This is a genomic window from Cellulosimicrobium sp. So1_17, assembly GCF_055181235.1.
This window is the reverse complement of sequence record NZ_CM143702.1, coordinates 3,052,276-3,074,947: the sequence shown is the minus strand read 5'-3', so window position 1 is coordinate 3,074,947 and position 22,672 is coordinate 3,052,276. Positions and strand designations below refer to the sequence as shown.

22 protein-coding genes are annotated in these 22,672 nt (G+C 72.6%); 8 read left to right on the top strand and 14 right to left on the bottom strand.

The annotated features are described in order from the left end of the window. Window positions 1–46: 46 nt before the first annotated feature. Window positions 47–1,036, bottom strand: coding sequence for an adenosine deaminase (locus ACZCLJ_RS13520; RefSeq protein ID WP_463104076.1), 990 nt, complete (start codon window positions 1,034–1,036; stop codon window positions 47–49). 190 nt (window positions 1,037–1,226) lie between these two features. On the opposite strand from ACZCLJ_RS13520, the gene manD reads away from it, so the two are divergent. Both manD and ACZCLJ_RS13510 read left to right on the top strand, forming a co-directional pair. Continuing rightward, complete coding sequence (manD, locus tag ACZCLJ_RS13515) at window positions 1,227–2,453, top strand: D-mannonate dehydratase ManD (RefSeq protein ID WP_463104075.1); 1,227 nt, start codon at window positions 1,227–1,229, stop codon at window positions 2,451–2,453. A 58-nt stretch (window positions 2,454–2,511) separates the two neighbouring features. Next, window positions 2,512–3,498: an aldo/keto reductase gene (locus tag ACZCLJ_RS13510; RefSeq protein WP_463104074.1), complete on the top strand. Its 987-nt coding sequence runs from the start codon at window positions 2,512–2,514 to the stop codon at window positions 3,496–3,498. A gap of 50 nt (window positions 3,499–3,548) precedes the next feature. On the opposite strand, the gene ACZCLJ_RS13505 is transcribed toward ACZCLJ_RS13510, so the two are convergent. The 5 genes from ACZCLJ_RS13505 to ACZCLJ_RS13485 form a co-directional block, all read right to left on the bottom strand. After that, window positions 3,549–4,109, bottom strand: a complete 561-nt coding sequence (locus tag ACZCLJ_RS13505) for a hypothetical protein (RefSeq protein WP_463104073.1) — start codon at window positions 4,107–4,109, stop codon at window positions 3,549–3,551. Window positions 4,110–4,246: 137 nt separating this feature from the next. Then, complete coding sequence (locus ACZCLJ_RS13500) at window positions 4,247–4,867, bottom strand: response regulator (RefSeq protein WP_251152915.1); 621 nt, start codon at window positions 4,865–4,867, stop codon at window positions 4,247–4,249. Beyond that, entirely contained in the window at window positions 4,864–6,207 is a 1,344-nt protein-coding gene (locus ACZCLJ_RS13495; protein ID WP_463104072.1) for a sensor histidine kinase, read from the bottom strand. The genes ACZCLJ_RS13500 and ACZCLJ_RS13495 overlap by 4 nt, the downstream gene beginning before the upstream one ends. A gap of 6 nt (window positions 6,208–6,213) precedes the next feature. Further along, window positions 6,214–7,008 carry an ABC transporter permease gene (locus ACZCLJ_RS13490; RefSeq protein ID WP_463104071.1) on the bottom strand — a complete coding sequence of 265 codons (795 nt, stop codon included), beginning with the start codon at window positions 7,006–7,008 and terminating at the stop codon, window positions 6,214–6,216. Continuing rightward, on the bottom strand, window positions 7,008–7,943 hold the full coding sequence (locus ACZCLJ_RS13485) for an ABC transporter ATP-binding protein (RefSeq protein ID WP_463104070.1): 936 nt from the start codon (window positions 7,941–7,943) through the stop codon (window positions 7,008–7,010). The genes ACZCLJ_RS13490 and ACZCLJ_RS13485 overlap by 1 nt, the downstream gene beginning before the upstream one ends. 181 nt (window positions 7,944–8,124) lie before the next feature. Here ACZCLJ_RS13485 and ACZCLJ_RS13480 point away from each other — a divergent pair, with 181 nt between their 5' ends. Next, window positions 8,125–8,790: a class I SAM-dependent methyltransferase gene (locus ACZCLJ_RS13480; RefSeq protein ID WP_463104069.1), complete on the top strand. Its 666-nt coding sequence runs from the start codon at window positions 8,125–8,127 to the stop codon at window positions 8,788–8,790. Between the two features lie 59 nt (window positions 8,791–8,849). Here the strand turns inward: ACZCLJ_RS13480 and ACZCLJ_RS13475 are convergent, their stop codons facing one another. Further along, entirely contained in the window at window positions 8,850–10,979 is a 2,130-nt protein-coding gene (locus tag ACZCLJ_RS13475; RefSeq protein ID WP_463104068.1) for an FAD-binding protein, read from the bottom strand. An 11-nt stretch (window positions 10,980–10,990) separates the two neighbouring features. Next, window positions 10,991–11,785, bottom strand: a complete 795-nt coding sequence (locus tag ACZCLJ_RS13470; protein ID WP_463104067.1) for a 3-ketoacyl-ACP reductase — start codon at window positions 11,783–11,785, stop codon at window positions 10,991–10,993. 202 nt (window positions 11,786–11,987) lie between these two features. Between ACZCLJ_RS13470 and ACZCLJ_RS13465 the strand changes: the two genes are divergently transcribed. After that, window positions 11,988–12,788: a methyltransferase domain-containing protein gene (locus ACZCLJ_RS13465; RefSeq protein WP_463104066.1), complete on the top strand. Its 801-nt coding sequence runs from the start codon at window positions 11,988–11,990 to the stop codon at window positions 12,786–12,788. Between the two features lie 114 nt (window positions 12,789–12,902). Here ACZCLJ_RS13465 and ACZCLJ_RS13460 read toward each other — a convergent pair whose 3' ends face one another. Then, a complete protein-coding gene (locus ACZCLJ_RS13460) occupies window positions 12,903–13,694 on the bottom strand; it encodes an SDR family NAD(P)-dependent oxidoreductase (RefSeq protein WP_463104065.1) in 792 nt (263 codons plus the stop codon). A 135-nt stretch (window positions 13,695–13,829) separates the two neighbouring features. On the opposite strand from ACZCLJ_RS13460, the gene ACZCLJ_RS13455 reads away from it, so the two are divergent. Continuing rightward, window positions 13,830–14,327 (top strand): MarR family winged helix-turn-helix transcriptional regulator, encoded by a 498-nt coding sequence (locus ACZCLJ_RS13455; RefSeq protein WP_463104064.1) that lies wholly within the window; start codon window positions 13,830–13,832, stop codon window positions 14,325–14,327. A 137-nt stretch (window positions 14,328–14,464) separates the two neighbouring features. Here the strand turns inward: ACZCLJ_RS13455 and ACZCLJ_RS13450 are convergent, their stop codons facing one another. Both ACZCLJ_RS13450 and ACZCLJ_RS13445 read right to left on the bottom strand, forming a co-directional pair. Continuing rightward, on the bottom strand, window positions 14,465–15,682 hold the full coding sequence (locus ACZCLJ_RS13450; protein WP_463104063.1) for an MFS transporter: 1,218 nt from the start codon (window positions 15,680–15,682) through the stop codon (window positions 14,465–14,467). 45 nt (window positions 15,683–15,727) lie between these two features. After that, on the bottom strand, window positions 15,728–17,284 hold the full coding sequence (locus tag ACZCLJ_RS13445; protein ID WP_463104062.1) for an HD domain-containing phosphohydrolase: 1,557 nt from the start codon (window positions 17,282–17,284) through the stop codon (window positions 15,728–15,730). A 235-nt stretch (window positions 17,285–17,519) separates the two neighbouring features. Between ACZCLJ_RS13445 and ACZCLJ_RS13440 the strand changes: the two genes are divergently transcribed. Next, window positions 17,520–19,199 (top strand): discoidin domain-containing protein, encoded by a 1,680-nt coding sequence (locus ACZCLJ_RS13440; protein WP_463104061.1) that lies wholly within the window; start codon window positions 17,520–17,522, stop codon window positions 19,197–19,199. 196 nt (window positions 19,200–19,395) lie between these two features. Here the strand turns inward: ACZCLJ_RS13440 and ACZCLJ_RS13435 are convergent, their stop codons facing one another. Next, window positions 19,396–19,530 (bottom strand): hypothetical protein, encoded by a 135-nt coding sequence (locus ACZCLJ_RS13435; protein WP_463104060.1) that lies wholly within the window; start codon window positions 19,528–19,530, stop codon window positions 19,396–19,398. A gap of 301 nt (window positions 19,531–19,831) precedes the next feature. On the opposite strand from ACZCLJ_RS13435, the gene ACZCLJ_RS13430 reads away from it, so the two are divergent. Further along, complete coding sequence (locus ACZCLJ_RS13430; protein WP_463104059.1) at window positions 19,832–20,332, top strand: DinB family protein; 501 nt, start codon at window positions 19,832–19,834, stop codon at window positions 20,330–20,332. 155 nt (window positions 20,333–20,487) lie between these two features. Here ACZCLJ_RS13430 and ACZCLJ_RS13425 read toward each other — a convergent pair whose 3' ends face one another. Then, window positions 20,488–20,835: a DUF1330 domain-containing protein gene (locus ACZCLJ_RS13425; RefSeq protein WP_463104058.1), complete on the bottom strand. Its 348-nt coding sequence runs from the start codon at window positions 20,833–20,835 to the stop codon at window positions 20,488–20,490. Between the two features lie 272 nt (window positions 20,836–21,107). On the opposite strand from ACZCLJ_RS13425, the gene otsB reads away from it, so the two are divergent. After that, window positions 21,108–21,881 (top strand): trehalose-phosphatase, encoded by a 774-nt coding sequence (gene otsB, locus ACZCLJ_RS13420; protein ID WP_463104057.1) that lies wholly within the window; start codon window positions 21,108–21,110, stop codon window positions 21,879–21,881. A 106-nt stretch (window positions 21,882–21,987) separates the two neighbouring features. On the opposite strand, the gene ACZCLJ_RS13415 is transcribed toward otsB, so the two are convergent. Next, entirely contained in the window at window positions 21,988–22,617 is a 630-nt protein-coding gene (locus ACZCLJ_RS13415; RefSeq protein ID WP_463104056.1) for a TetR/AcrR family transcriptional regulator, read from the bottom strand. Window positions 22,618–22,672 lie beyond the last annotated feature (55 nt).

Genomic DNA, 22,672 nt, shown 5'->3' with positions numbered 1-22,672 from the left:
GCCCGTCCTCCGGACCACCACGGGCACGGAGGGCGGGCCAGGCCGGTCAGCGCGACGCGGCGCGGATCTCGGCGAGCAGGGCGTCGCGCCGCTCCGGCGGCAGGAACGACGACCGGACGGAGTTCTCCGCGAGCGCCACGCGCTGCTCCGACGTCAACCCGAGCGCGCCCTCCAGCGCGTGGAGCGTGTCGTCGAGGTAGCCGCCGAAGTACGCGGGGTCGTCGGAGTGCACGGACACGTTGAGCCCCCGCTCGAGCATCACGAGGACCGGGTGCTCCTCCAGGGACGGGACCGCACGCAGCGCGACGTTCGACAGCGGGCAGACGGTCAGCGGCGTCTGCTCGGCGACGAGGCGCGCCACGAGCGCGTCGTCCTCGAGGCACCGGATCCCGTGGTCGATCCGTTCCGCGCCCAGCACGTCGAGCGCCTCCGCGACGTACTCGGGCGGCCCCTCCTCCCCCGCGTGCGCGATGCGTCGCAGCCCTGCGGACCGGGCGCGCTCGAACAGCCGGGCGAACTTCGACGGCGGGTGCCCCACCTCCGCCGAGTCGAGACCGATGCCGACGATCGGCGCACCGGCCGCGAGCAGCCGGTCGAGCACGTCGAGCGCCTCGTCCTCGTCCCGGTCCCGCAGGAAGGCCGCGACGAGGAGGGTCGTCACCCCGTGGTCGCGCTCGCTGGTCCTGAGGACCGACCAGATGCCGTCCACGACCGTCTCGAGCGGCACACCGCGGGACACGTGGGCCTGCGGGTCGAACATGATCTCGGCGTGCCGGACACCGGCCCGGGCCGCCCGCTCGAGATAGGCGCGCGTCATGTCGGCGAAGTCCTGCGGCTCGCGCAGGACCGACATGGTCGCGTAGTACAGGTCGAGGAACGACTGGAGGTCGCCGAACGCGTACGCGCGGCGCAGCTCGTCGGTGTCCCGGTAGGGCAGGGCGACGCCGTTGCGTCGCGCCAGGGCCATGACAAGCTCGGGCTCCAGCGTGCCCTCGACGTGCAGGTGCAGCTCGGCGTACGGCAGGTCGGCGGTCACGCGGGACTCCTCCGGTGGGGACGGTGGCGGGGTGACAGGAGCATCGCACGGGGACCGACGGCGACAGGAACGCGCGGGGCGTCGTCCGCCCCGTTGCTACGGTCGTCCTGGCCGTGCCGGCGAACCGGTCGCACCGGACGCGCGCCGCCCGGCACCCGCACGTCCTGTACCTCCCCAGAATCGAGCAGCCATGAGGATCGTCGACGCGCAGGTCGTCGTCACCAGCCCCGGTCGGAACTTCGTCACCCTGAAGCTCACGACGGACGAGGGCATCACCGGTCTGGGCGACGCGACGCTCAACGGCCGCGAGCTCGCCGTCGTCTCCTACCTGCGCGACCACGTGGCCCCGCTCCTCGTCGGGCTCGACCCGCACCGCATCGAGGACACCTGGCAGTCGCTCTACCGCGGGGCCTACTGGCGCCGCGGCCCGGTGACGATGGCCGCGATCGCCGCCGTCGACGTCGCGCTGTGGGACATCAAGGCCAAGGTCGCCGGGCTCCCGCTGTACCAGCTGCTCGGCGGCGCGTCGCGCGAGCGGGTCCGCACCTACGGCCACGCCAACGGGCGCGACGTCCCCGAGCTCCTCGACTCGGTCCGCGCACGGCTCGCCGAGGGCTACCAGGCCGTGCGCGTGCAGACCGGCGTCCCCGGCCTGAAGGTCGTCTACGGCGTGCACGACGGCGCGGCGATCGCCGCGGAGGCCGACGGCGCCCGGCTCGACCAGCGGGTGCGCCCCGTCGTCGAGGACTGGGACACGGCGGGCTACCTGCGGCACCTGCCGCGCGTCCTGGAGGCCGTGCGGAACGAGTTCGGCCCCGAGCTGCCGCTGCTCCACGACGCGCACCACCGGCTCACGCCGCAGCAGGCCGCGCGCCTCGGCAAGGAGATCGAGCAGTACGACCTCTTCTGGCTCGAGGACTGCACCCCCGCGGAGAACCAGCAGGGCCTGCGGCTGGTCCGTCAGCACACGACGACGCCCCTCGCCATCGGCGAGGTCTTCAACACCGTGCACGACTACCAGACGCTCGTCGACGAGCAGCTCGTCGACTACGTCCGGTCGGCCGTGACCCACTTCGGCGGCGTCACGCCGCTGCGCAAGCTCTTCGACTACGCCGCGCTGCACCAGATCAAGAGCGCGATCCACGGCCCGGAGGACATCTCGCCCGTCGGCATGGCCGCCGCGATCCACCTCGACCTCGCGATCCACAACTTCGGCATCCAGGAGTACTCCGGGTACACGGACCGGACGCACGAGGTCTTCCGGCACGCGTTTACGTTCGACGACGGCCACCTCCACCCGGGCGAGGCCCCGGGCATCGGCGTCGAGCTCGACGAGGAGCTGGCCGCCGCGCACCCCTACGCGCCGGCGTACCTGCCCGTCAACCGCCTCGCCGACGGGACCGTGCACGACTGGTGACCCGGGACGGGCGCCTTCCCCCACCACGAATCCGGCACGACCCGAGGAGAGACCCACGATGCACACCCGCACGCTCGGCCAAGGACTGCAGGTCTCGGCGATCGGACTCGGCGCCATGGGCATGTCCATGTCCTACGGCCCCAACCCCGGGACGCGCGAGGACATGATCGCCGTCCTGCGCGGCGCCGTCGACCGCGGTGTCACGTTCTTCGACACCGCCGAGGTCTACGGCCCGTACGTCAACGAAGAGCTCATCGGCGAGGCGCTCGCCCCGCTGCGCGACCAGGTCGTCGTCGCCACCAAGTTCGGCTGGAACATCCAGGACGGCGCGATGGCCGGGCTGGACAGCCGCCCCGAGCAGATCCGCCGGGTGGCCGAGGCGTCCCTGCAGCGCCTGCGCACCGACCGGATCGACCTGTTCTACCAGCACCGCGTCGACCCCGACGTCCCGATCGAGGACGTGGCGGGCGCCGTCGGCGAGCTCGTCCAGGAGGGCAAGGTCGCCCACTTCGGCCTTTCGGAGGCCGGCGCCTCGACCATCCGGCGGGCGCACGCCGTCTTCCCCGTGACCGCGGTGCAGAGCGAGTACTCGCTGTGGACCCGCGACCCCGAGACCGAGGTCCTGCCGACGCTCGCCGAGCTCGGCATCGGGTTCGTCCCGTTCAGCCCTCTCGGCAAGGGCTTCCTCACCGGCACGGTCTCCCCCTCCACGACGTTCGCCGAGGGCGACATCCGCCGCACGATCCCCCGCTTCACCGAGGACAACCGGGCCGCGAACCAGCGCGTGGTCGACGAGGTGCGCACCCTCGCCGAGGCGAAGGGCGCCACGCCCGGGCAGGTCGCGCTCGCCTGGCTCCTCGCCCAGCAGCCGTGGATCGTCCCCATCCCCGGCACGCGCCGCCTCGAGCGGGTCGCGGAGAACGCCGCCGCCGCGACCGTGCCGCTGACCGCGGACGAGCTCGCGTCGCTCGACGCGCTGGCCCGCGAGGTGGGCGTGCAGGGCGACCGCTACGACGACGCCGGGATGCGCATGGTCGGGCGGTAGGCGACCCACCCGACCGTGCCGCGCACCCGACGACCTGCCCGCCGCGCGGGTCAGCCCAGCTGCTGCATCGTCTGCACGGCCGTGACCGCGCCGAGGACGAAGCCGAGCGCCGTGCAGCCGATCGCCACGCCGAGGGCGATCTTCGCCGTCTTCTCGTTCCGCTTGACCGCGAGCGCGGAGAACACGATCGCGAGCACCCCGAACACGATGGGCAGGAAGATCACCGCGATCGGGCTGAAGACGTACGCGAGGATCGTGCGCCAGGTCAGGGGCTGAGGGCCGGCGGGGGCGGTGTAGGGGGCGTAGCCGCCGGGACCGCCGTAGGGCGACCCGTACGGCTGGCCCTGCGCGGGGTAGGCACCGTACGGCTGACCGGGCGCCGGGGCCGGAGCCACGGGAGGTGCCTGGGGCGCCATCTGCCCGTAGGCCGGATGCGCTGCCTGCCCGTAGCCAGGCTGGACCGGCTGGCCGTAGGCGGGCTGCGCGGGCTGGCCGTAGGCGGGCTGCGCGGGCTGGCCGTAGGCGGGCTGCTCCTGACCGTGCGGCGAGGAGCCCTGCGGAGGCTGAGGGGCGTCGCCGCCCTGGTACGGCTGGTACGGGGGCTGGCTCACGGCTTCGTTCCTTCGTCCCGGTGGGTTCTGCGGCTGGCACGGCAGAGTGCGCCGTGCGGCGCGCTTCGAAGGGTAGTGCCTCCCGGTGTCGCTCCGTGGCCTCTTTCACGGTCTCCCGGTGCGCGCTCGCGCAGGCGTCACCGGAGCAGACGACGGCGGTAGCCCTCGCCCACCGCCGAGGCTCGATCACGCACGCCGAGCTTGTCGTAGATGTGCTGCAGATGGGTCTTGATGCTCGCCTCGCCGATGAACAGCGCCGTGGCGGCCTCACGGTTCGAGCTGCCGTTGGCGACCAGCTGCAGCACCTCCTTCTCCCGATCGGTCAGGGTGCCGGCGCCGGGCTTCCGCACCTGCCCCATCAGGTGCTGCGTCACCGACGGCGCGAGCACCGGCTCTCCGCGCGCGGCGGCACGGACTGCTCGCATCAGGTCGTCGGGCAGCGCATCCTTCAGGAGATAGCCGGTCGCACCCGCCTCGATCGCCGGCAGCACGTCGCTCTCGCTGTCGAACGTGGTCAGGATCAGCACCCGGGCGTCCGGCGCCTGCTCGCGCAGGTCCGCGGTCGCGGCGACGCCGTCCATGCCGGGCATCCGCAGGTCCATGAGCACGACGTCCGCCGCCAGCGCCTTCGCACGGTCGACGCCCTCGGCGCCGTCACCCGCCTCGCCGACCACGACGATGTCCTCGGCGTCCGCGAAGGTGTCGCGGAGGCCGCCCCTCACGACCGGGTGGTCGTCGACGATCACGAGTCGGATCATCGGTCGATCTCCTCTGCTCTCGTGCCCCCTGGGGCGATCGCCGGGACGCGCGCGCTCACGGACGTCCCTTCGCCCGGTGCGCTCTGCACCTCGACGTGGCCGCCGACGCCTCTGATGCGCTGGCGCATGCTCGTCAGGCCGAAGCCGGTGCCGCCCCCGCTCGCGAACCCGCGGCCGTCGTCGCGCACGTCCAGCAGCACCTCCGTGCCCGTGTACGACAGCGTGACACCGACGCGCGAGGCCTCGGCGTGCTTCGCCACGTTGGTCAGCGACTCCTGCGCGACGCGGAACAGCGACACCTCGATCGCCGGGCTCAATGGCTCGCGGGTGCCGGTGACCTCCACCCGCGCGCCGATCCCCTGGTCCTCCGACCATCGCTCGGCCAGCGTACGGAGCGCGTCCGGGAGATGCGCTCTCCCGAGCTCCTGGGGAGCGAGGGCCTGCACGGACCGTCGCGCCTCGGTCAGGCTGCTGCGCGCGAGGCGCAGCGCACGCGCGACGTGCTCCTCCGTCTCCCCCTGCACGCTCGCGGAACGCTCCGCGGCCTGGAGCTGCGTGATGATGCCCGCAAGACCCTGGGCCAGGGTGTCGTGGATCTCGCCAGCCAGCCGCTGCCGCTCGTCCTGCGCCCCCGACTCCCGGGCCTGGGCGACCAGCTGCGCATGGAGCCCGGCGTTCTCGTGCAGAGCCGCCTCGAGCCGCTCGACGAGCTGCTCGCGCCTGCGCTCCTCCGGTTCGCTGCGCGCCGTCAGCAGGATGCCCACGCCGATCGCCGCGGTCTGCACGGCGACGATCAGGAGGAACTCCGCGAGCACGTCGGGGCTCGGGTCCTCCCCGACGCGCATCGCCGAGCCGTTGAGGACCACGGAGGTCACCAGGACCCCGAGCACCCCCACCGGCCACGGCCTGAGCAGGTACGCCTGGAAGAAGCCCGCGACGGTGAGGACGAGGAACGCGTCGGAGTACGTCATGAGGGCGACGCACAGTGCGAGCAGCCCGACGAGGTAGACGCCCGCCGGCACCGGCCGGAGCGCCCGTCTCCTGAGGGGCAGCGTCTGGCCGAACAGCACCCACGTCGCCGAGACCGCGACCAGCCCGGCGACGGTGGCCCCCTCCGGCCAGAAGGGTGCACCGGACGCCGGGAGCACCCGTGCGAAGTAGATCGCCGTCGAGACGGTCAGCAGCAGCCACGGTGTGACCAGCTGCAGAAGATCCCAGACGCGCAGCTGCTCCTGCCTCCAGGCCAACCGGGAGCGGTGAGCCGTCGCCGCCTCGTGCTCGAGGGCGGGCTCGAGCGTCCCGGAGCCCGGGCGCTCGTCGGCCCCGGCATCCCGCATCATCGACACCTACTCCCAGCGGAAGAGCTTCGCGGCGATCGCGCTCGCGCTCACGGCGATCCCCGCCATTATGGCGATCTGCAGCCAGAACGGCTGCCCACCGGCGGTGGCGGTGACCTCGCCCGCCTCGGCGGACCACGCCGTGGTGAGCGCCTGCAGCCCGGGCGGTACGAGCTCGCCGACCGCGCGCAGCGCGTCCGGCATGAGGACACGGGGCAGGAAGGCCCCGCCGAAGAACATCAGCGCGACGAACAGGACGGTGCCGACCTGGTTCGCGGCGCTGCTCGTGCGGACCACGGCCGCGGAGATCATGCCGATCCCGAGCAGTGCGGCGTAGCCGACGACGAAGGCGACGACGAACTCCAGGGGCCGCTCGGGCGGCGCGATGTCCAGCACCGCCCACGCGACGAGGACCAGGAGCGTCGCGGAGACGACCACCGAGGCGAACGCGACGACCATCTGCGCGAGCAGGACGCTCCGTGGAGACGCAGGAGTGGTCGACAGCCTGCGCAGGACGGCGCGCTCGCGATACGTCGCGATCACCGCCGGGACGTGCTGCACGGCGATCATCACCATCCCGAACACCAGCGCGGTCGGCGCCCAGACGTCGATCGCCCGGAGCCCGCCGGTCTCCGGCGTCGGCTCCCTGAGCGCCGGGACGGCACCCAGCCCGAGCAGGAGCCCCGCCGGGAACAGCACGCCGAAGAGGACCGTGGCGGAGTCTCGGAGGAAGAGCTTCGTCTCGACCGCGACCATCTTCAGGCGAGGACGCGATCCGAGACCGTAGGTGGTGGAGGCGGACATCAGTCGATCTTCCTCTCGGTGGATGCCGGGGACTCCAGGGCGCGTCCCGTGAAGGCCACGAACGCGTCGTCGAGGGTGCGCTGGTCGACGCGGAGGTCCTCCGCGACGACCTGCGCCCTCGCGAGCGCCCCTGCGACGCTGCTCAGGAGCTGTCCCGTACCGGTGACCAGCCAGCGCCCCTCGACGATCTCGACGTCGGACACCTCGGGGAGCCCGGTGAGGACGCTCTCGTCCAGCGGCCGGCTCGGGCGGAACCGGATCTGCTGCACCGCGCTCGACCGCGCGATCAGTCCTGCCGGCGTGTCCACCGCGGCGACCCGGCCACCGTCGATCACGGCGATCCGGTCGCTGAGACGCTCCGCCTCGTCCATGAAGTGCGTGACGAGGAGGATCGTGACGCCCGTGTCACGCACCCGTTCGACGAGGCTCCAGGTGTCCCGCCTCGCCTGCGGGTCCAGTCCCGTCGTGAGCTCGTCGAGGATCGCGACCTCCGGGTTTCCGACCAGGGCGAGCGCGATCGAGAGCCGCTGCTTCTGCCCGCCGGAGAGAGCCTTGTACCGCGTGCGGCGCTTCTCGGTGAGACCGAGGAGCTCCATGAGCTCGCGCCAGTCGGCGGGGTGCCGGTAGAACGAGCTGTAGAGGTCGAGCGCCTCGGCGACCGTGATCGCGTCGGGGAAGCTGCTCTCCTGCAGCTGCACGCCGAGTCGCTCACGCACCTCCGCCCGGTCCGTGACCGGGTCGAGCCCCAGCACGGAGATCGACCCTGAGTCGGGCGTCCGCAGGCCGGCGATGCTCTCGACGGTCGTCGTCTTCCCGGCGCCGTTCGGCCCGATGATGCCGAAGATCTCCCCTTCCTCGACGGTGAACGAGACGTCGTCGACGGCGACGTGCTCCCCGTAGCGCTTGTGCAGGTTCCGTACGTCCAACGCGGTCATGCCGCGACGCTACGGGGGCACGGCACCCCGCTACATCGACCGTGGCGCCAGAGCCGGGGTTGATCCGCGCATCCACCGTTCGGTGGATCGTCAGCACCGTGCGGAGCGTCCGGAGCTCCAGCGGCGCGCAGGTCGCCGGGCGGCATTGTGGTGCGAACGCTCGCTCACTACCGTCGAGGCCATGAGCGCGCCACGTCCCTGGCAGTCCGAGGCCGATCGGCTCGGCCACGCCGACCCGTCCGACCCGACCGGCTGGTTCGAGCGGCTCTGGTCCTCCGCCCGGTCCGGCGACGTCACGACGCCGTGGGACCGGGACGACCCGCACCCGGCGCTCGCCTCGTGGACCGGTGCGCCTGCCCCCGGCCTCGCGACCGGGACGGCCGTCGTCGTCGGGTGCGGGCTCGGGGCCGACGCCGAGCATCTCGCCCGGCTCGGCTACGACACGACGGGGTTCGACGTCTCCCCCGCCGCGATCGCCGCGGCCCGCGAGCGCCGTGCGGGTTCACCGGTCACGTACGTGGTCGGGAACCTGCTCGACCTGCCGCACGAGTGGGCCGGTGCGTTCGACCTGGTCGTCGAGATCTACACCGTGCAGGCGGTGAGCCGCAGCGTGCGGGACGACATGACGGCCGGCGTCCGCTCCCTGGTGGCGCCGGGCGGGACCCTGCTGGTGGTCCAGGCCGCCACCGGGACGGCCGACGAGGACGGCCCGCCCTGGCCGCTGACCCGCGCGGAGATCGAGGCGTTCGGCCAGGACGGGCTGTCGGCCGTGTCGATCGAGGAGCTCGCGGGTCCCGGCTCCCCCGGCCGACCCGGGACCTGGCGCGCGGAGCTCCGGCGGGCCTGAGCGCGACGTCGTGCCCGCTCGTGGCCCACCGCGACGCCCCCGCCGGACCGCCGCGACCGCTACTGCACGTTGCCGTGCTCGCGGAACTCGCGCCAGACGTTCTCGAAGAAGTCGTCGTCCGCCGGGAGCGGGCGCCGGGGACGCCAGCGGAACACCGGGACGCCCGAGGCGTCGGCGGCGTCGCGCGGGACCACCGGGGTCCACGGGCCGCCGTCCGCGGAGGCCGGCGCGGTCCCGCCGGGCGCGACCCACGCGGTCTCCTGGACCTCCTCGTCGAGCGCACCGCCGTCGAGCCGGAAGCGGTAGAGGTCGGGCAGGTCGAGCTCGCGCTCCGCGTCGTCGCCGTACCCGACGAGGGGCAGGTCGCCGTCGGCGTCGGTGTACAGGACCGACCCGCGCGAGCGCCCGCCGTGGGCGACGTAGTCGGCCATGGCCGAGAGGTAGACGTACGCGCTCGTGAGGATGTCGCGCACGAGGAACGTCCGGTTCACGGCGCGCCGCGACCCGGCGTCGGCGCTGACCAGGTCCTCGTAGCCGGTCAGCCACGCGTGGACCTGGTCGAGCGCCTCGCGGATCGACGCCTCCGACCGCACCGGTCCGGCCTTCTCGCTCATGAGCCGCTGCACGTCGCGCAGCAGGTCCCCCGTGTTGTCCGGCACGCCTGCGGCCACGCGACCCGTCGCGCGGGCCGTGAGGTCCAGCGCGGCGGCGAGCACCGGCGCCGCCACCTCGGCGAAGGCGGCCTCGTCGGACGGCTTCTCGTCACGACGCGCCGCGATGAACTGCGCGGCGCGCGTCGCGCCGACCTGACCGCTGTTGAGCGCCGCGCCGCCCGGGCGGTACACGCCGTGGGCGCCGCCGGCCTCGCCGACGGGGAAGAACCCGGCGACGTTCGACTGCCACCACGCGTCGACCACGAGGCCGCCGTTGTTGTGCTGCGCGCACACGTCGACCTCGAGCATCTCCTTCTCGAGGTCCACGTACGGGTTCTTGTCCAGGTAGAACTGGTACGCGGGCTCGTTCATGCGCCGCAGCCGCTCGATCGGCGTCCCGGACAGCACGCCTGCCTTCTCGAGGTACTGGTACGCCTCGGGGGCGAGCGCCGTCGGGTCGAAGTCGTCGCGCACGGGGTTGCGCCGGAAGTCGAGGAACACGCGCCGCCCGCGCAGCACCGTCTCGCGGTACACCAGCAGGTCGACCAGGCTCGACCCGTCGCGGGCCTTGCGGATGTCGAACGGCCACTGGTAACCCTTGAGGAACACGAGCGTCAGGAGCCGCCCGTAGTCCGTGATCGCCTCGGTGAGGAACTCGCGCTCGTCGCCGCCGTCGGCGTCGGTCGAGACGAACCGCGGCACGACCTGCATGTACGTCCCCGACACGTTCCACCGGGGCTTGGTCGACGCGAGCCCGAACTGCCACTCGGTGAGGTTCTTGCCGTGCACGCCGGCGCGGTAGGCCGCACCGGACGCACCCCACTGCCCGTTGGGGAACACGCGCGTCGCGTACATGCCCGCGGGTCCGCCCGTCGCGTAGACGAGGTTGGTGCAGCGGAACAGCAGCCACGGGCTCGCGGCGCCGTCGTGGGGCACGTCGGTCCGCAGCACGAGCAGGCCCGCGACCCGGCGCTCTCCGGGCCCGCCGTGCGGGTCAGGTGCGGTGACGACGTCGACGACGCGGCACTCGTCGAACACCCGGGTACCGTCGGCCTGGACCTTCCGCTCGAGCTTCTCGACCATCGTCCGGCTCGTGTACGGGCCGACCGACGTCGCGCGGCGCCGCGGGTCGTGGTCCGTCTTGTACCCGATGAACTCGCCGAACCGGTTCTGCGGGAAGGGCACGCCCAGGTCGACCAGGTGGAGGAAGCCGCGCGCCGACAGGGCGGCCTCCGCGAGCGCGTTGTCGCCGTCCATCGCGCCGCCCGAGTAGAGCGTCTGCGCCATCTCGCGCACCGAGTCGTCGTCGCCGCCCGAGAGCGTGAGCTTGTAGTAGGTCTGCTTGTCGGAGCCCGCGTTGCGCGACGCCCCGGCGTGCACCTTGTCCGCGACCATGACGACGTCGTCGTGCCCGAACTGGACGAGCCGGTCCGCCGCGCAGTACCCGGCCGACCCGGTGCCGACGACGACGGTCGTGGCGGTCACGACGGGCACGTCGTGCCCGCCGATGCGGAGCGTCTCTGGCTCGTGGCTCATGGGTTCTCTCCTCACAGGACCGGGATGTGCATGCCGCCGTCGACGTGGAACACCTCGCCGGTCGAGTACGGGGTCTGGCCGGACGCCAGGATCGAGACGGCGCCCGCGACGTCGGCCGGGCGGCCCCAGCGGTTGATCGGCGCGAGGCCCTGCTCGATGAGGCCGTCGTACTTCGCGGTGACGCCCGCGGTCATGTCGGTCGCGATGACCCCCGGCCGCACCTCGTACACCACGACCCCCTCGGGGCCGAGGCGTGCCGCCCACAGCTGCGTGGCCATGCCGACGCCGGCCTTGGAGATGCAGTAGTCGCCCCGGTTGGTCGAGACCGTGGTCGCCGAGATCGACGAGACGTTGACGACCGTCGCGACCGGACCGACCGGCGGCTCCGGCAGCACGTCGAGCGGTCCGCGCAGCTCGATCACGCGGCGCGCGAACTCCTGCGTGAGGAAGTACGGCCCGCGCAGGTTGATGCCGAGGACGCGGTCGAACGACTCGGCGGTCGCGTCCAGCAGGTCTGCGCGCACGCTCGGCGCGACACCCGCGTTGTTGACCAGCACGTCGAGCCGGCCCCACGTGTCGACGGCGTCCGCGACGTACCGGCGGTGGTCGTCCAGGTCGGCGACCGATCCCCGCACGTACCGGACGCGCGAGTCGTCCCCCGCGAGCTCGCGCAGCTCCGCGATCACGTCGGCGGGCTCCTCGCGCGTCGCCAGGATCGACACCGCGAACCCGTCCGTGAGCAGACGTCGGCTGATACCCAGCCCGATCCCGCGGTTCCCACCAGTGACCAGTGCGACAGTCGGCATCGTCGCCTCTCCTCCTCGAGCGTGCGGTGCGCACCCCTACAGCGTGCACGACCCGCGTGCCGCCGGTGCGACGGGCCCGATCCTGCCACGTCGGGGACTCGTTCGGCAAGCGCTTTCCGCTCGCACCGACGCGCCGTCGCGCCTCGCGGAGCCGTCGTGCCCGACGACGCGCGGCCCGGTCCGGCCGCGCGAGAATGGGCGGGTGCGACCCTACGACGCGCTGATCAGCGAGGCCCTGGACGCGGACGTCACCGGCTGGGGGTTCGGCTGGCTCGACGGCCGTGCGACCGAGGAACGCCCGCCGTGGCGTTTCGTCTCCCTCCTGTCCCATCGCCTCGCCGCGGCGGACTCGGCGCTCGACCTCGACACGGGGGGCGGCGAGGTCCTGGCCGAGGCGCTGGCGGGCGCAGGCACGCGCGGCGAGACGACACCCGCCACGCTGGTCGCCACGGAGACCTGGGTACCGAACGCCGCCCTCGCCCGCGAACGCCTCGAACCCTGGGGCGCCCGCGTCGTGACGCCCGACGACGGCGCGCTCCCGGTCGACGACGCGTCCTTCAGCCTCGTCACGGCTCGCCATCCCGTCGCCCCGGCGTGGTCGGAGATCCACCGCGTGCTGCGCCCGGGCGGTGCGTACCTCGCGCAGCACGTCGGACCGGCCTCCGCGTTCGAGCTGATCGAGCAGTTCCTCGGCCCGCAGCCCGAGGCCCGCGCGGGTCGCGACCCGCACGTCGAGGCCGAGCAGGCTCGCGCGGCCGGCCTCGACGTCGTCGACCTGCGCACGGCGCGGTGCCGGATGGAGCTCTACGACGTCGGCGCCGTCGTGTGGCTCCTGCGCAAGTGCGTGTGGTGGGTGCCGGACTTCTCCGTCGACCGGTACGGCGACGTCCTCGAGGAGCTCGACGCCCGGATGCGGGCCGGGGCACGCGACGGCGGGCCCACGACCACCCCGTTCGTCGCGCACTCGACCCGCCATCTCGTCGAGGCGCGCCGGAACGCCTGAACCCGTCCGTGGGCCGCCGAGAGACGACGGCCCGGACGGAGGGTTGCGCGGCGCCTGACGGTCACCCCGCAGCTGCCCGCGTTCCGGGACGGGCAGGTCGAGCCGTCCATGGGCTCAGAGGGTGGTCGTGAGAACTCCTCCGTCGGCACGCAGTGCGGCGCCGTTGGTGGCGGACGAGACAGGGCTGGCCAGGTAGGTGGCGAGGCGGGCGATCTCGACGGGCTCGATGAAGCGTTGCAGCAGCGACGTCTGGTTCGCCGTCGCGATCGCGCTCTTCATGCTGTCCACCGACTGCCCTCGGGCCTGGGAGATCTCCTCGACCGCCTGAGCGACGCCGTCGGAGTACGTCGGTCCCCCGAGGATGGTGTTGACGGTGACGCTCGTCCCTCGGGTGAGCTTGGCCAGCCCGTTGCCCACAGCGATCATCCCGGCCTTGGTCATGCCGTAGTGCGTCATGTCGGCGGGGACGTTCACGCCGGACTCGCTGCTGATGAAGATGATCCGACCCCAGCCCCGGGCCAGCATGTGCGGCAGCGCGTGCCGAGACAGGCGGACGCCGCTCATGACGTTGACGTCGAAGTACCGCTGCCAGTCGTCATCCGAGATCTCGTCGAAGGCGTCGACGCCGAAGACGCCCACGTTGTTCACGAGGATGTCCACCTCGCCGAGCGACCCGAGCAGCCGTCGGACCTGTTCGGCGTCCTCGAAGTCTGCCGGGAGCCCGGAGACCGCGGCACCCGGGACAGCGGCCTCCAGCCTCTCCACCGCTGCAGCGACCCGGTCCTCGCTGCGTCCGTTGACGACGACCGTCGCCCCTTCCGCGAGCAACGCCTGGGCGATCGCGTAGCCGATGCCCTGCGTCGACCCGCTGACGAAGGCCCTCTTTCCCACCAGGTCCAGATCCATGGATCCTGCTCTCCTCTCGCCCCCTGCGCCGTGGAACATCACTTGCTCAAGCAAGCGAACCGTATCTCTGGATGACTTTCCTGAGCAAGTAAACGACCGGTCGTTCGAGCCGTCCGCTCGCGTACGCTGGCCGTCATGCACGACCCTGACGCCCCTGCCGGCGTTCCTGCCGAGCTCACGGGCGACGACCTCGAGACCTGGGCGGGTGTGGCGACGGTCCTCGAGTGGCTGCCGTCCGCTCTCGACGCACAGCTCCAGCGCGACGCCCAGCTCTCCCACTTCGAGTACGGCGTCCTCTACGCGCTGGCCAAGGCGCCAGATCTCACGCTGCGGATGAGCGTCCTGGCGGGGTATGCGAACAGCACCCTGTCCCGCCTGTCGCGCGCGGCGACCCGGCTGGAGTCCCAGGGATGGTTGAGACGCACGCCCGATCCCACCGACGGGCGCTACACCCTGGCCGTCCTCACCGACCTCGGCAGGGCGAAGGTCGAGGACGCCACCCCGGGCCACGTGCAGACCGTCCACCGGCTCGTCCTCGACCGCCTCACCGAGCGGCAGACCCGTCAGCTGCGGGAGATCACGCAGCGCATCCTGCGGGCCATCCGCGAGGACGAGGGCTGGCGACCTTCGTGACCCGCCCGGACCGGGATGTTGACCGTCAGGTGTCACCGACCACGCCGTAGTGCGGCGGGCTCGGATCGCTGTAGGGGCGTCGTACGGCGATGGAGTACGCGCGGACGCGGCTCGGGACGAGGTCGAGCGGGGTGGTCTCACGACGCGGCGTCCTGCGATGCTGCCACGAACCGGCGCCGCTGCTCGAGCCGGGCCGTCCACGCCGCCCCGGCGACCGCCACCGCGCACGTCGCCGCGAACGCCCACGGGATGCCGAGGCTCTCGGCGACGAGCCCGAGGGCGAGCGGCCCGGCGAGACCGAGGTCGATGCACGCCGTCGCCGTGCCGGCCGCCGACCCCCGCTCGGCGGCCGGCACCCGCGCGAAGACGGCGGCGAAGAACGCGGGCGTGCTCAGCGCGACCCCGACCCCGAGGACCGCCGTCCCGAGCAGGAGCCCTGCCGGGGAGGACCACGCCGCGCAGAGCGCCGTGCCCAGCGCGACCACGACGAGCGCGAAGGTCCCGAGGGCGAGCGGCTGGAACCGGTCGACCGCGCGGGCGAGCGCGAGACGGCAGACGACGACGACGGCTCCGTAGACGGCGACCACCACACTCGTGGATGCCATGCCGACGTCGACCGCGTGCAACGGTGCGAAGGCGAGGAAGCCCCCGATGGCGACGACCGACGTCAGGAACCCGAGCGACGGCGCGATCGCGGCACGGTGCACGAGCGGTGCACGCTCGCCCGGTGCGACGGGCCCGAGCGTCTCGGGCAGACCGGCCGACAGCACGGCGGCGACGGCGCAGGAGGCGGCGGCGCCGTACCATCCGGCGACCAGGCCGCCGGCGGAGACGAGCACCTCGCCGAGCGGGGGCCCGAGCGCGAGGCCGAGGTAGAGACCGAGGGAGTTGTAGCTGAGAGCCTCCCCGCGCCTGCTCCGGGGGGCGAGGTCGACGAGCATCGCGAACGACGCCACGAAGAACGCGGCCTCCGCGGCGCCCGCGGCGAGACGGACCAGCACGATCGGGACGAGCGCGGAGAGGTGTGCCATGACGACCAGCAACGGGACGCCCAGTAGCGCCCCGCCCACGAGGAGCGGGCGTCGGCCCCACGTGTCGCCGAGCCGGCCGGCTACGGGCCGCAGCACGAGAGCCGTCACGGCGAAGGCGCCGAAGGCCATCCCCGCGTCCGCGACACCGCCCCGCGCGGGCCCGGTGACGTGCAGGGGAAGCACGTGGATCGTGACGCCCGCCGCGACGAACCAGGCGAGGTCCGCCGCGGTGAGGCGCAGGAACGCGGGGGTGAGGAGCCGTTCCGGCGACGAGGTGCCGGTGGCCGGGGACGAGCCGAGAGCAGGAGCGCCGTGGGTGTTCATACCGTCGAGGCTGCGACCCCCGGGCGCCCGCCCGCATGGGCAGACCTACTCATCTCCCGGCGCCGCACCCGTGCCCGGCGACTCCACGAGGCCGTGGCGCAGGGCGTACATCGCGACGCCTGCACGGCTCGAGACGCCCGCGCGCGCGTAGACGTCCTGGACGTGGTGCTCGGCGGTGCGTCGCGAGATCACGAGCTCGCGCGCGATCTCGGCGTTCGAGAGTCCTCGCGCGACGAGGCGCAGGACCTCCACCTGCCGGCGGGTGAGACCCGACGGCCGCACCCGGTGCCCGCCCTTGTCGCGGGCGGCGCCCCCGAGGACGGCGTCGACCGCATCGGGGTCGAGGCGACCCCCGCCTGCCTGCGCGCGCATCCAGGCCGCTGCCCGCGCGGGAGGCTCGGGCGGGGTGCCCGGTCGGCCCTCGAGCCGCGCCCGGTAGGCGTCCGCGGCGGCCAGCACCCGGGACGCGAGGGAGAGGTACGGCGCCGTCAGCCCGCGGTGGTACCCGCTGCCGTCGAGCCGTTCGTGGTGCTCGCCGACGAGCCGGGCCACGAGAGCCAGCTCGGGGACACGGCCCACGACCCTCTCCCCGTGATAGGCGTGGAGACGTGCCTGCTCCTGCTCGGTCGCGGTCGGCGCGGTGGCTCGGGCCCAGACCGAGCTCGGCACGCCGACCTTCCCCAGGTCGTGCAGGTGCCCGGCGAGGCGAAGACGCGCGGCGTCGTCGTCGAGCCCGAGCGCCAGCGCCGCACGTTCGGCGAGCGCGGCGACCGCGTCCGAGTGACCGAGGGTCCCCGGGCACTTGAGGTCGACGAGCCGCCCGAACGTCTGCGCCACGTCGACCACGGCCCTGTCGGGGACACGACGGACCGGGTCCGGCTCCGCGTCCAGCACCGCCTGGTAGGCGTCGAGCTCGTCGATGCCGTCGAGAAGGTCCGAGCCGTCGGCGACGAACGCGGCGACGAGGCCCGGGTCGAGCACCGATCCCGACCATCGGGAGAGGCGTGCCAGTGCTGCGGGGACACCTGCGTAGAGCGCCGTCCCGACCGCGGCCGAGGCCACGTGGACGACCCGGGTGGAGCGCGGGATCGCGGCGCCCCGCTGGTGCGGCACCCCCGTTCCGTCCCAGGACGCCGTGACGGAGCCGAGCGCACGCTGCACCCGGTCGGGGAGCCCGAGGTCGCGCGACGCCGCCCGCGCGACCTCGCACGTCGCGACCGGTGCCGCCGCCCCGAACGACCGGGCGGTCGCCAGGGTCGTGGCGAGCACCCGAGCGCGGGATCGGCCGCTCGCCGCAGCGATCCCCGGGACCCACTCCCGCAGCACCTCCCGGGCGCTGGCGAAGTCGGTGCGGACGGCGTACCGGGTCACGGCGACGTCGTCGCCCCAGACGAGTCCTGCCTCGTACGCGTACGCCGTGCAGCCCACGTGCTGGAGGAGCGCGGTGTACAGCACCTCGGCGACCTCGTCCTGCGGGCAGCCCAGCGCGTGCGCGAACCGTGTCGCGACGACGCACCGAGTCAGCGACTCGTCCAACGCGGCCCCGGACCCGAGGTCGATCGCGGCCGACAGCCCGCCGAGAAGCCCCAGCAGCCGGTACACCCCTCCACCATGGCACGCCCGGGACCGATCGACCCACGGTCGCGCCGCGTCACCCGGGGTCGCCGGTGACGGAAGACCGTGGACCACACCCCGTCCTCGTCGGCGCAGACGCCGGTGCGTGCCAGCGCCTCACCTTGACGTGCCTGCGATCGGCCCTTACGGTGCTTTTGCAAACCCATCAGTCAGAAGTCGCATGATCGCCATCCTAAAAGACAACGCTGTCAATTGGAGTCCCATGCAGAACTCTCACCTCTCACCTCGCGCGCGGCGCCTCGGCGCGGCGCTGACCGGCGGCGCGATGCTCGCAGCCACGCTCGCCGCGGCCCCGGCCCTGGCTGCCCAGTCCGTCACCGGTCCACCACTCGTCACCGCAGGGACCCCAGCATGCGGTGAGGACATGGGCCTCCCGGACTCCAAGATCTCCATCCAGCTGTACACGCACGTGGGTGAGCTCGGGTCGTCCGGTACACCGTCCCCCGAGACGCTCGACCGCGTGCTCGGCGAGGTGGCCGCCGCCGGGTTCACCAACGTCGAGCCCTACAACCAGCCCTACTCGATGCCGGTCGACGAGTACAAGGCGATCCTCGACAAGCACGGTCTCGAGGTGTCGTCGAGCCACGGCAGCACCAACTGGGACACGTGGCCCGAGACCGTCGCCTACGCCGTCGCGCTGGGCCAGGACTACATCGGGACCGGCGGGATGGCGGGTGGCTACGGCACCTATGACGAGGCGCTCGCGACCGCGGCGTACGTCGACCAGCTCGGCCAGTACGCCCACGAGAACGGCGCGAACAAGATCGTGCTGCACAACCACCAGGGCGAGCTCACCACGCGGTACCCCCACCCCGAGACGGGTGAGATGGTCAGCGCCTGGCAGGTCATCGAGGAGAACACCGACCCGCGCTATGTCACGTTCGAGCTCGACGTCGGCTGGGCAGCCGACGCGGGCATCGACGTCCCGGCGTGGATCGAGGAGTACGGGGACCGCATCGAGCACCTCCACATCAAGGACGCGGTGAACGTCGACGCGGAGGGCGACATGCGGCAGGTCGCGCTCGGCAACGGTGACCTCGACCTTCCGGCGATCATCGCGGCGGCCGAGCCGTACGTCGAGTACTACACCTACGAGTGGGACTGGGCGCCGTCCTTCGAGACCTCTGCGGAGTCCTACCAGTACCTGCGCTGCTACCTGTCCGACGACGGGGGCGAAGGGGGCGACGACGAGGAGTCGCTGGCACTCGGCCGACCGGTGACGGCCTCCAGCATCGACGAGCCCGGGCACGAGGCCGAGATGGCGGTGGACGGCAACGCCGGCACCCGGTGGGGCAGCGCGTGGAGCGAGCCCGAGTGGATCGCGGTGGACCTCGGCGCGAGCTACGACCTGGACCGCGTCGTCATCGACTGGGAGACCGCGTTCGCGTCGGGGTACGAGATCCAGACCTCGGCGGACGGCCAGACCTGGACCACGGTGCACACCGTCACCGACGGTGACGGCTTCTTCGACGAGCTGGACGTCTCGGGCACGGCCCGGCACGTGCGTCTCTACGCCACGGAGCGCGCCACGCAGTGGGGCTTCTCCCTCTACGAGCTCGAGATCTACGGCACGCCGAGCGGCGGACAGCCGGAGCTCGACCTCGACGTCGCCGTCGAGCCGCGGTGCATCGCCGGCCAGGCCTACCTCGCCGTCCGCGCGGCGAACGGAGAGGACTCACCCGTCGACGTGACCCTCGCGACGGCGTTCGGCACCCGCGAGTTCGCGGACGTCGACCCCGGCACGGCCGCGTACCAGGCGTTCCCCGTGCGCTCGACCTCGGTCGCGAGCGGCTCGGTGACCGTCACGGGCACCGGGGCGGTCGACGGCGAGACCGTCACCTCGACGTTCGACCTCGACCACGACGAGCTCGATTGCTCGTGACCGTCTCCCGGACCGCGTGATCCCCTCGACGGTCTCGACCGTTCGGGCCGCCCGGGAGCTCTGACCCGGCACCCGCCGGCCTCGTGACGAGGCCGGCGGGTGCCCTCGTCACGTCCGCCACAGGGCTGCGGGGGGCCCGGGGTGGCCTGAGGCACTGTGCAGCTGGACCGCGGATCGCGTCGCCGGGCCACCCGGTTCACTCGGCCGTGTGCGTGAGTATCGCCTCAGCCAGCTCCTGGTGGGTCTCCGGCGGAAGCGTGTGGCCCATGCCCGCCCCGCCGCAGCCTTGGCCGGCTCGCGCGATCGCGTCGTCGAGCGCGCTGATCTCCACAGATCTTCCGTACAGCACAGGAGCCCTGTCGTAGAGAGGGTGGCCGCCGGTATGGATCTCCGGCAGAGGGCAGCAAAGAAAGTGCTCTGCTCGAACGGAGCGCCTTCCAGCCGGGTACCCTGATGCGGAGATGAAGAGCTGGGATACGTGACGTCCCGCGGAGAACGACCACGCTCCGCTGCTGGCAGGCAGGACGCGTTGCGATCCGGCCGCCAGCGGGTCTGAGGATTTCTCCGCCACCGCAGGTCGCCGCTCGCACGAACCGACGCGCCCTCGGCTCACGACGTCACGGGAGACCCTCATGAGCTCGTTCGATGTGCCGCTGGACGACGAACGCACACAGCTCGATGCGTTCGTGGACGAGTATCGCAGCGCCCTCGAGTCGACCCTCGACGGTCTCACGGAAGAGCAGGCCCGCCGTCGGCTGGTTCCGTCGGCGACGACGTTGCTCGGCCTGCTCAAGCACGTCACGTGGATGCAGCGGGTGTGGTTCGAGGAGTGCGTCGGAGGCACCTCCCGTCGGACTCTCGGCCTGGTCCAGAGCCCGGACGAGTCCTTCCGGCTCACCGACGCCGACACCGTCGCCTCCGTCACGGCCGACCACCGCGCGGCCTGTGCGACGGCCCGGGCGGTGGTCACCGACCTGCCGCTGGACACCGTCGCGACCGGCCACCGGGCCGGACCCCGAACGCTGCGCTGGGTGTACCTGCAGGTCCTGCGCGAGCTGGCCCACCACTGCGGGCACGCCGACATCCTGCGTGAGCAGCTGCTCGACACCGTGACACCGTCGAAGAGCACGTGACGCGGTGGTGGCCCCTCCCTCGACGCCCGCTGGGTCCACCCGACCGGCCGCCACGATCTCCTACCACCTCGGCGGTTGCACACCGCCCAGACCCACCGGTGCCGACGTCGGCTGGCACGTGCCCGGAGCAGCTTCGCCGGGCCCGTGACCTGGGGCTACTCGGTCGGCGCGGTCTGCCGCATCGCCTCGGCGGTGGCAGTGGCGTCGTAGCCCGCGGGAACGCCCTCGACCAGGATGATGTCACCCTGGATGTGCCGCGAGCGCAGCGGTGCGATCTCCTGGTACGCAGGTGAGTCCCACCAGGCCCGTGCCTCGGCGATCCCCGGGAAGCCGATCACCACGACGTGCCCCGGCCAGCTCCCCTCCTTGACCTCGTGCTGCGCGGCGTGCACGAGGAATCGACCGCCGTGCGGCTCGAAGGTGCCGGTGATGCGCTCGATGTACTCCACGACCTCAGGGGCCGGGGCGGCCTCTTGCAGGTGCGCTATGGCATAAGCGGGCATGGTGTCCTTCCGGTCGGTCGGTCTCCCTACGCCGCCGATCATGGCATGCGGGAGCACCGCGACAGTGTGACCGCCGGTGTTCAGCGGAGGCTCGGCGGGTGGGACCTTCCAGGGTCGCGATCTCGACGCCCTGAGCGCCTACGCCTCCCCCTTGGCCCGGGCAGGGGGTCGAAACCGAGACGGCGCCGCGGGTTGTCCCGACGGGCGGCTCCCGCATCGGTCTGGTGCTCGCTTCAGCGCAGGCATGCGCTCGGCCTGGCTACGGTGGACGCATGGATCCTGCTCGCGACGCGATGCATGCGCTTGCCACCACGAAGAACGCCGGACTGGTCATGGACTTCGACGGAGTCCTCTCCCCGATCACGGATGACCCCGCCGTCAGCCAGCTGCTTCCCGGTACCGCGGAGATCCTTGCCAGCCTGGCGGGCAAGCTCACCGTCGTCGCCCTCCTGTCCGGGCGCCCCGCCAGCTTCCTCGCGGCGCGAGCGACCGTTCCCGGCGTCGCCCTGTACGGCTCCTACGGGCTCGAGCGCGTCACGCCGAGCGGGATCGAGGTCGTGCCGGGGGCTCACCAGTGGGCGGCCCGCGTCGACCAGGCCACTGAGATCCTGCGCCAGGAGCTCGGTGACGTCGATGGTCTGCACGTCGAGCAGAAGTCCCTCTCCGTCGCGGTGCACTGGCGCCGCGCGCCAGACCGTGACGCCGCGGAGACCCTGATCGCGCCGCTCATCGCGCGGGTGATGGGGGTCTGCGAGCTGCGCAGGGAGCCCGGCAAGTTCGTGGAAGAGCTCCGCATGCCCCTGGACCTCGACAAGGGCACTGCTCTTCGCGCCATCATCGATGCTGACGACCTGAGCACCGTCGCCTATGCGGGCGACGACCGCGGGGACCTTCCGGCTCTGGCCATCGCGGCTGCGCGGGGTCACGCACTGGTGGTCGACGGGCCGGAGGCCGTACCAGAGGTTCGGGACGCACCCGGCGCGCACTTCACCTCACCCGACGACTTCCAGGCGTGGCTGCGGGAACTCGACAGCGCCCTGGAGTGACGGCCCCCTGGTGACGACGGGGGGCGTCGTGCAGCGCAGCCGGCACGGACACGCCGCTGCACCGTGCACCATCTCGGGCGCGCCGCGGGTGGCGATGATGCGTGCCCTACACAGGCTCCGCCCCGCCTCCCTTTCCGGCGCGCGGGAACGACGTCTCGGTGAAGAGGCGGTCCAGATGCTGGTCGATGGCAGCCAGTGCGGCCCGCGGCTCGATCACCTCGAGCTCGAGCAGGGGGGTGAACCCGGTCAGCGCCATGATGAGATCCGTCTCGATGTCCGGGTCGCGGTCCGGTGCGATCTGGCCTTGCTCGATCGCCTGTCGGACGAGGCGATCGATCATGGCGCGACCGTCACGGAGCCCGAGGGCCGCCTGCCTGCGCAGTGCCGGCTCGTGCAGAGCCTCCAGGACGTAGGCGGCGCTCATCCGTGACGAGGCGCGGGCGTCGGGATGCAGGGGCAACATCTCGGCGAGCACGACGCGCAGCACGTCTCTGGGGTGCGGAGGTTGGTCGAGCTCGGCCAGCCCGCGCGCGACCCGGTCGGCGGTCCCCTCTGCAGCGAACTCCATCGCGAAGGTCAGCATCGCCGCTCGGGACGCGAAGTAGTGCTGCAGCTGCCCTAGCGAGACCCCCGCCTCGCCGGCGACCTCACGAAGAGTCGCCCGCGCCCAGCCGTGCCGGTCGACGACCCGCCACAGCGCATGCGCGATCGCCTCTCGTCGCTCCTGGTGATCCACGACTCTCGGCACCCTGCCCCCTCCCGGTTAGCAATACGCATGACATAATACAGCC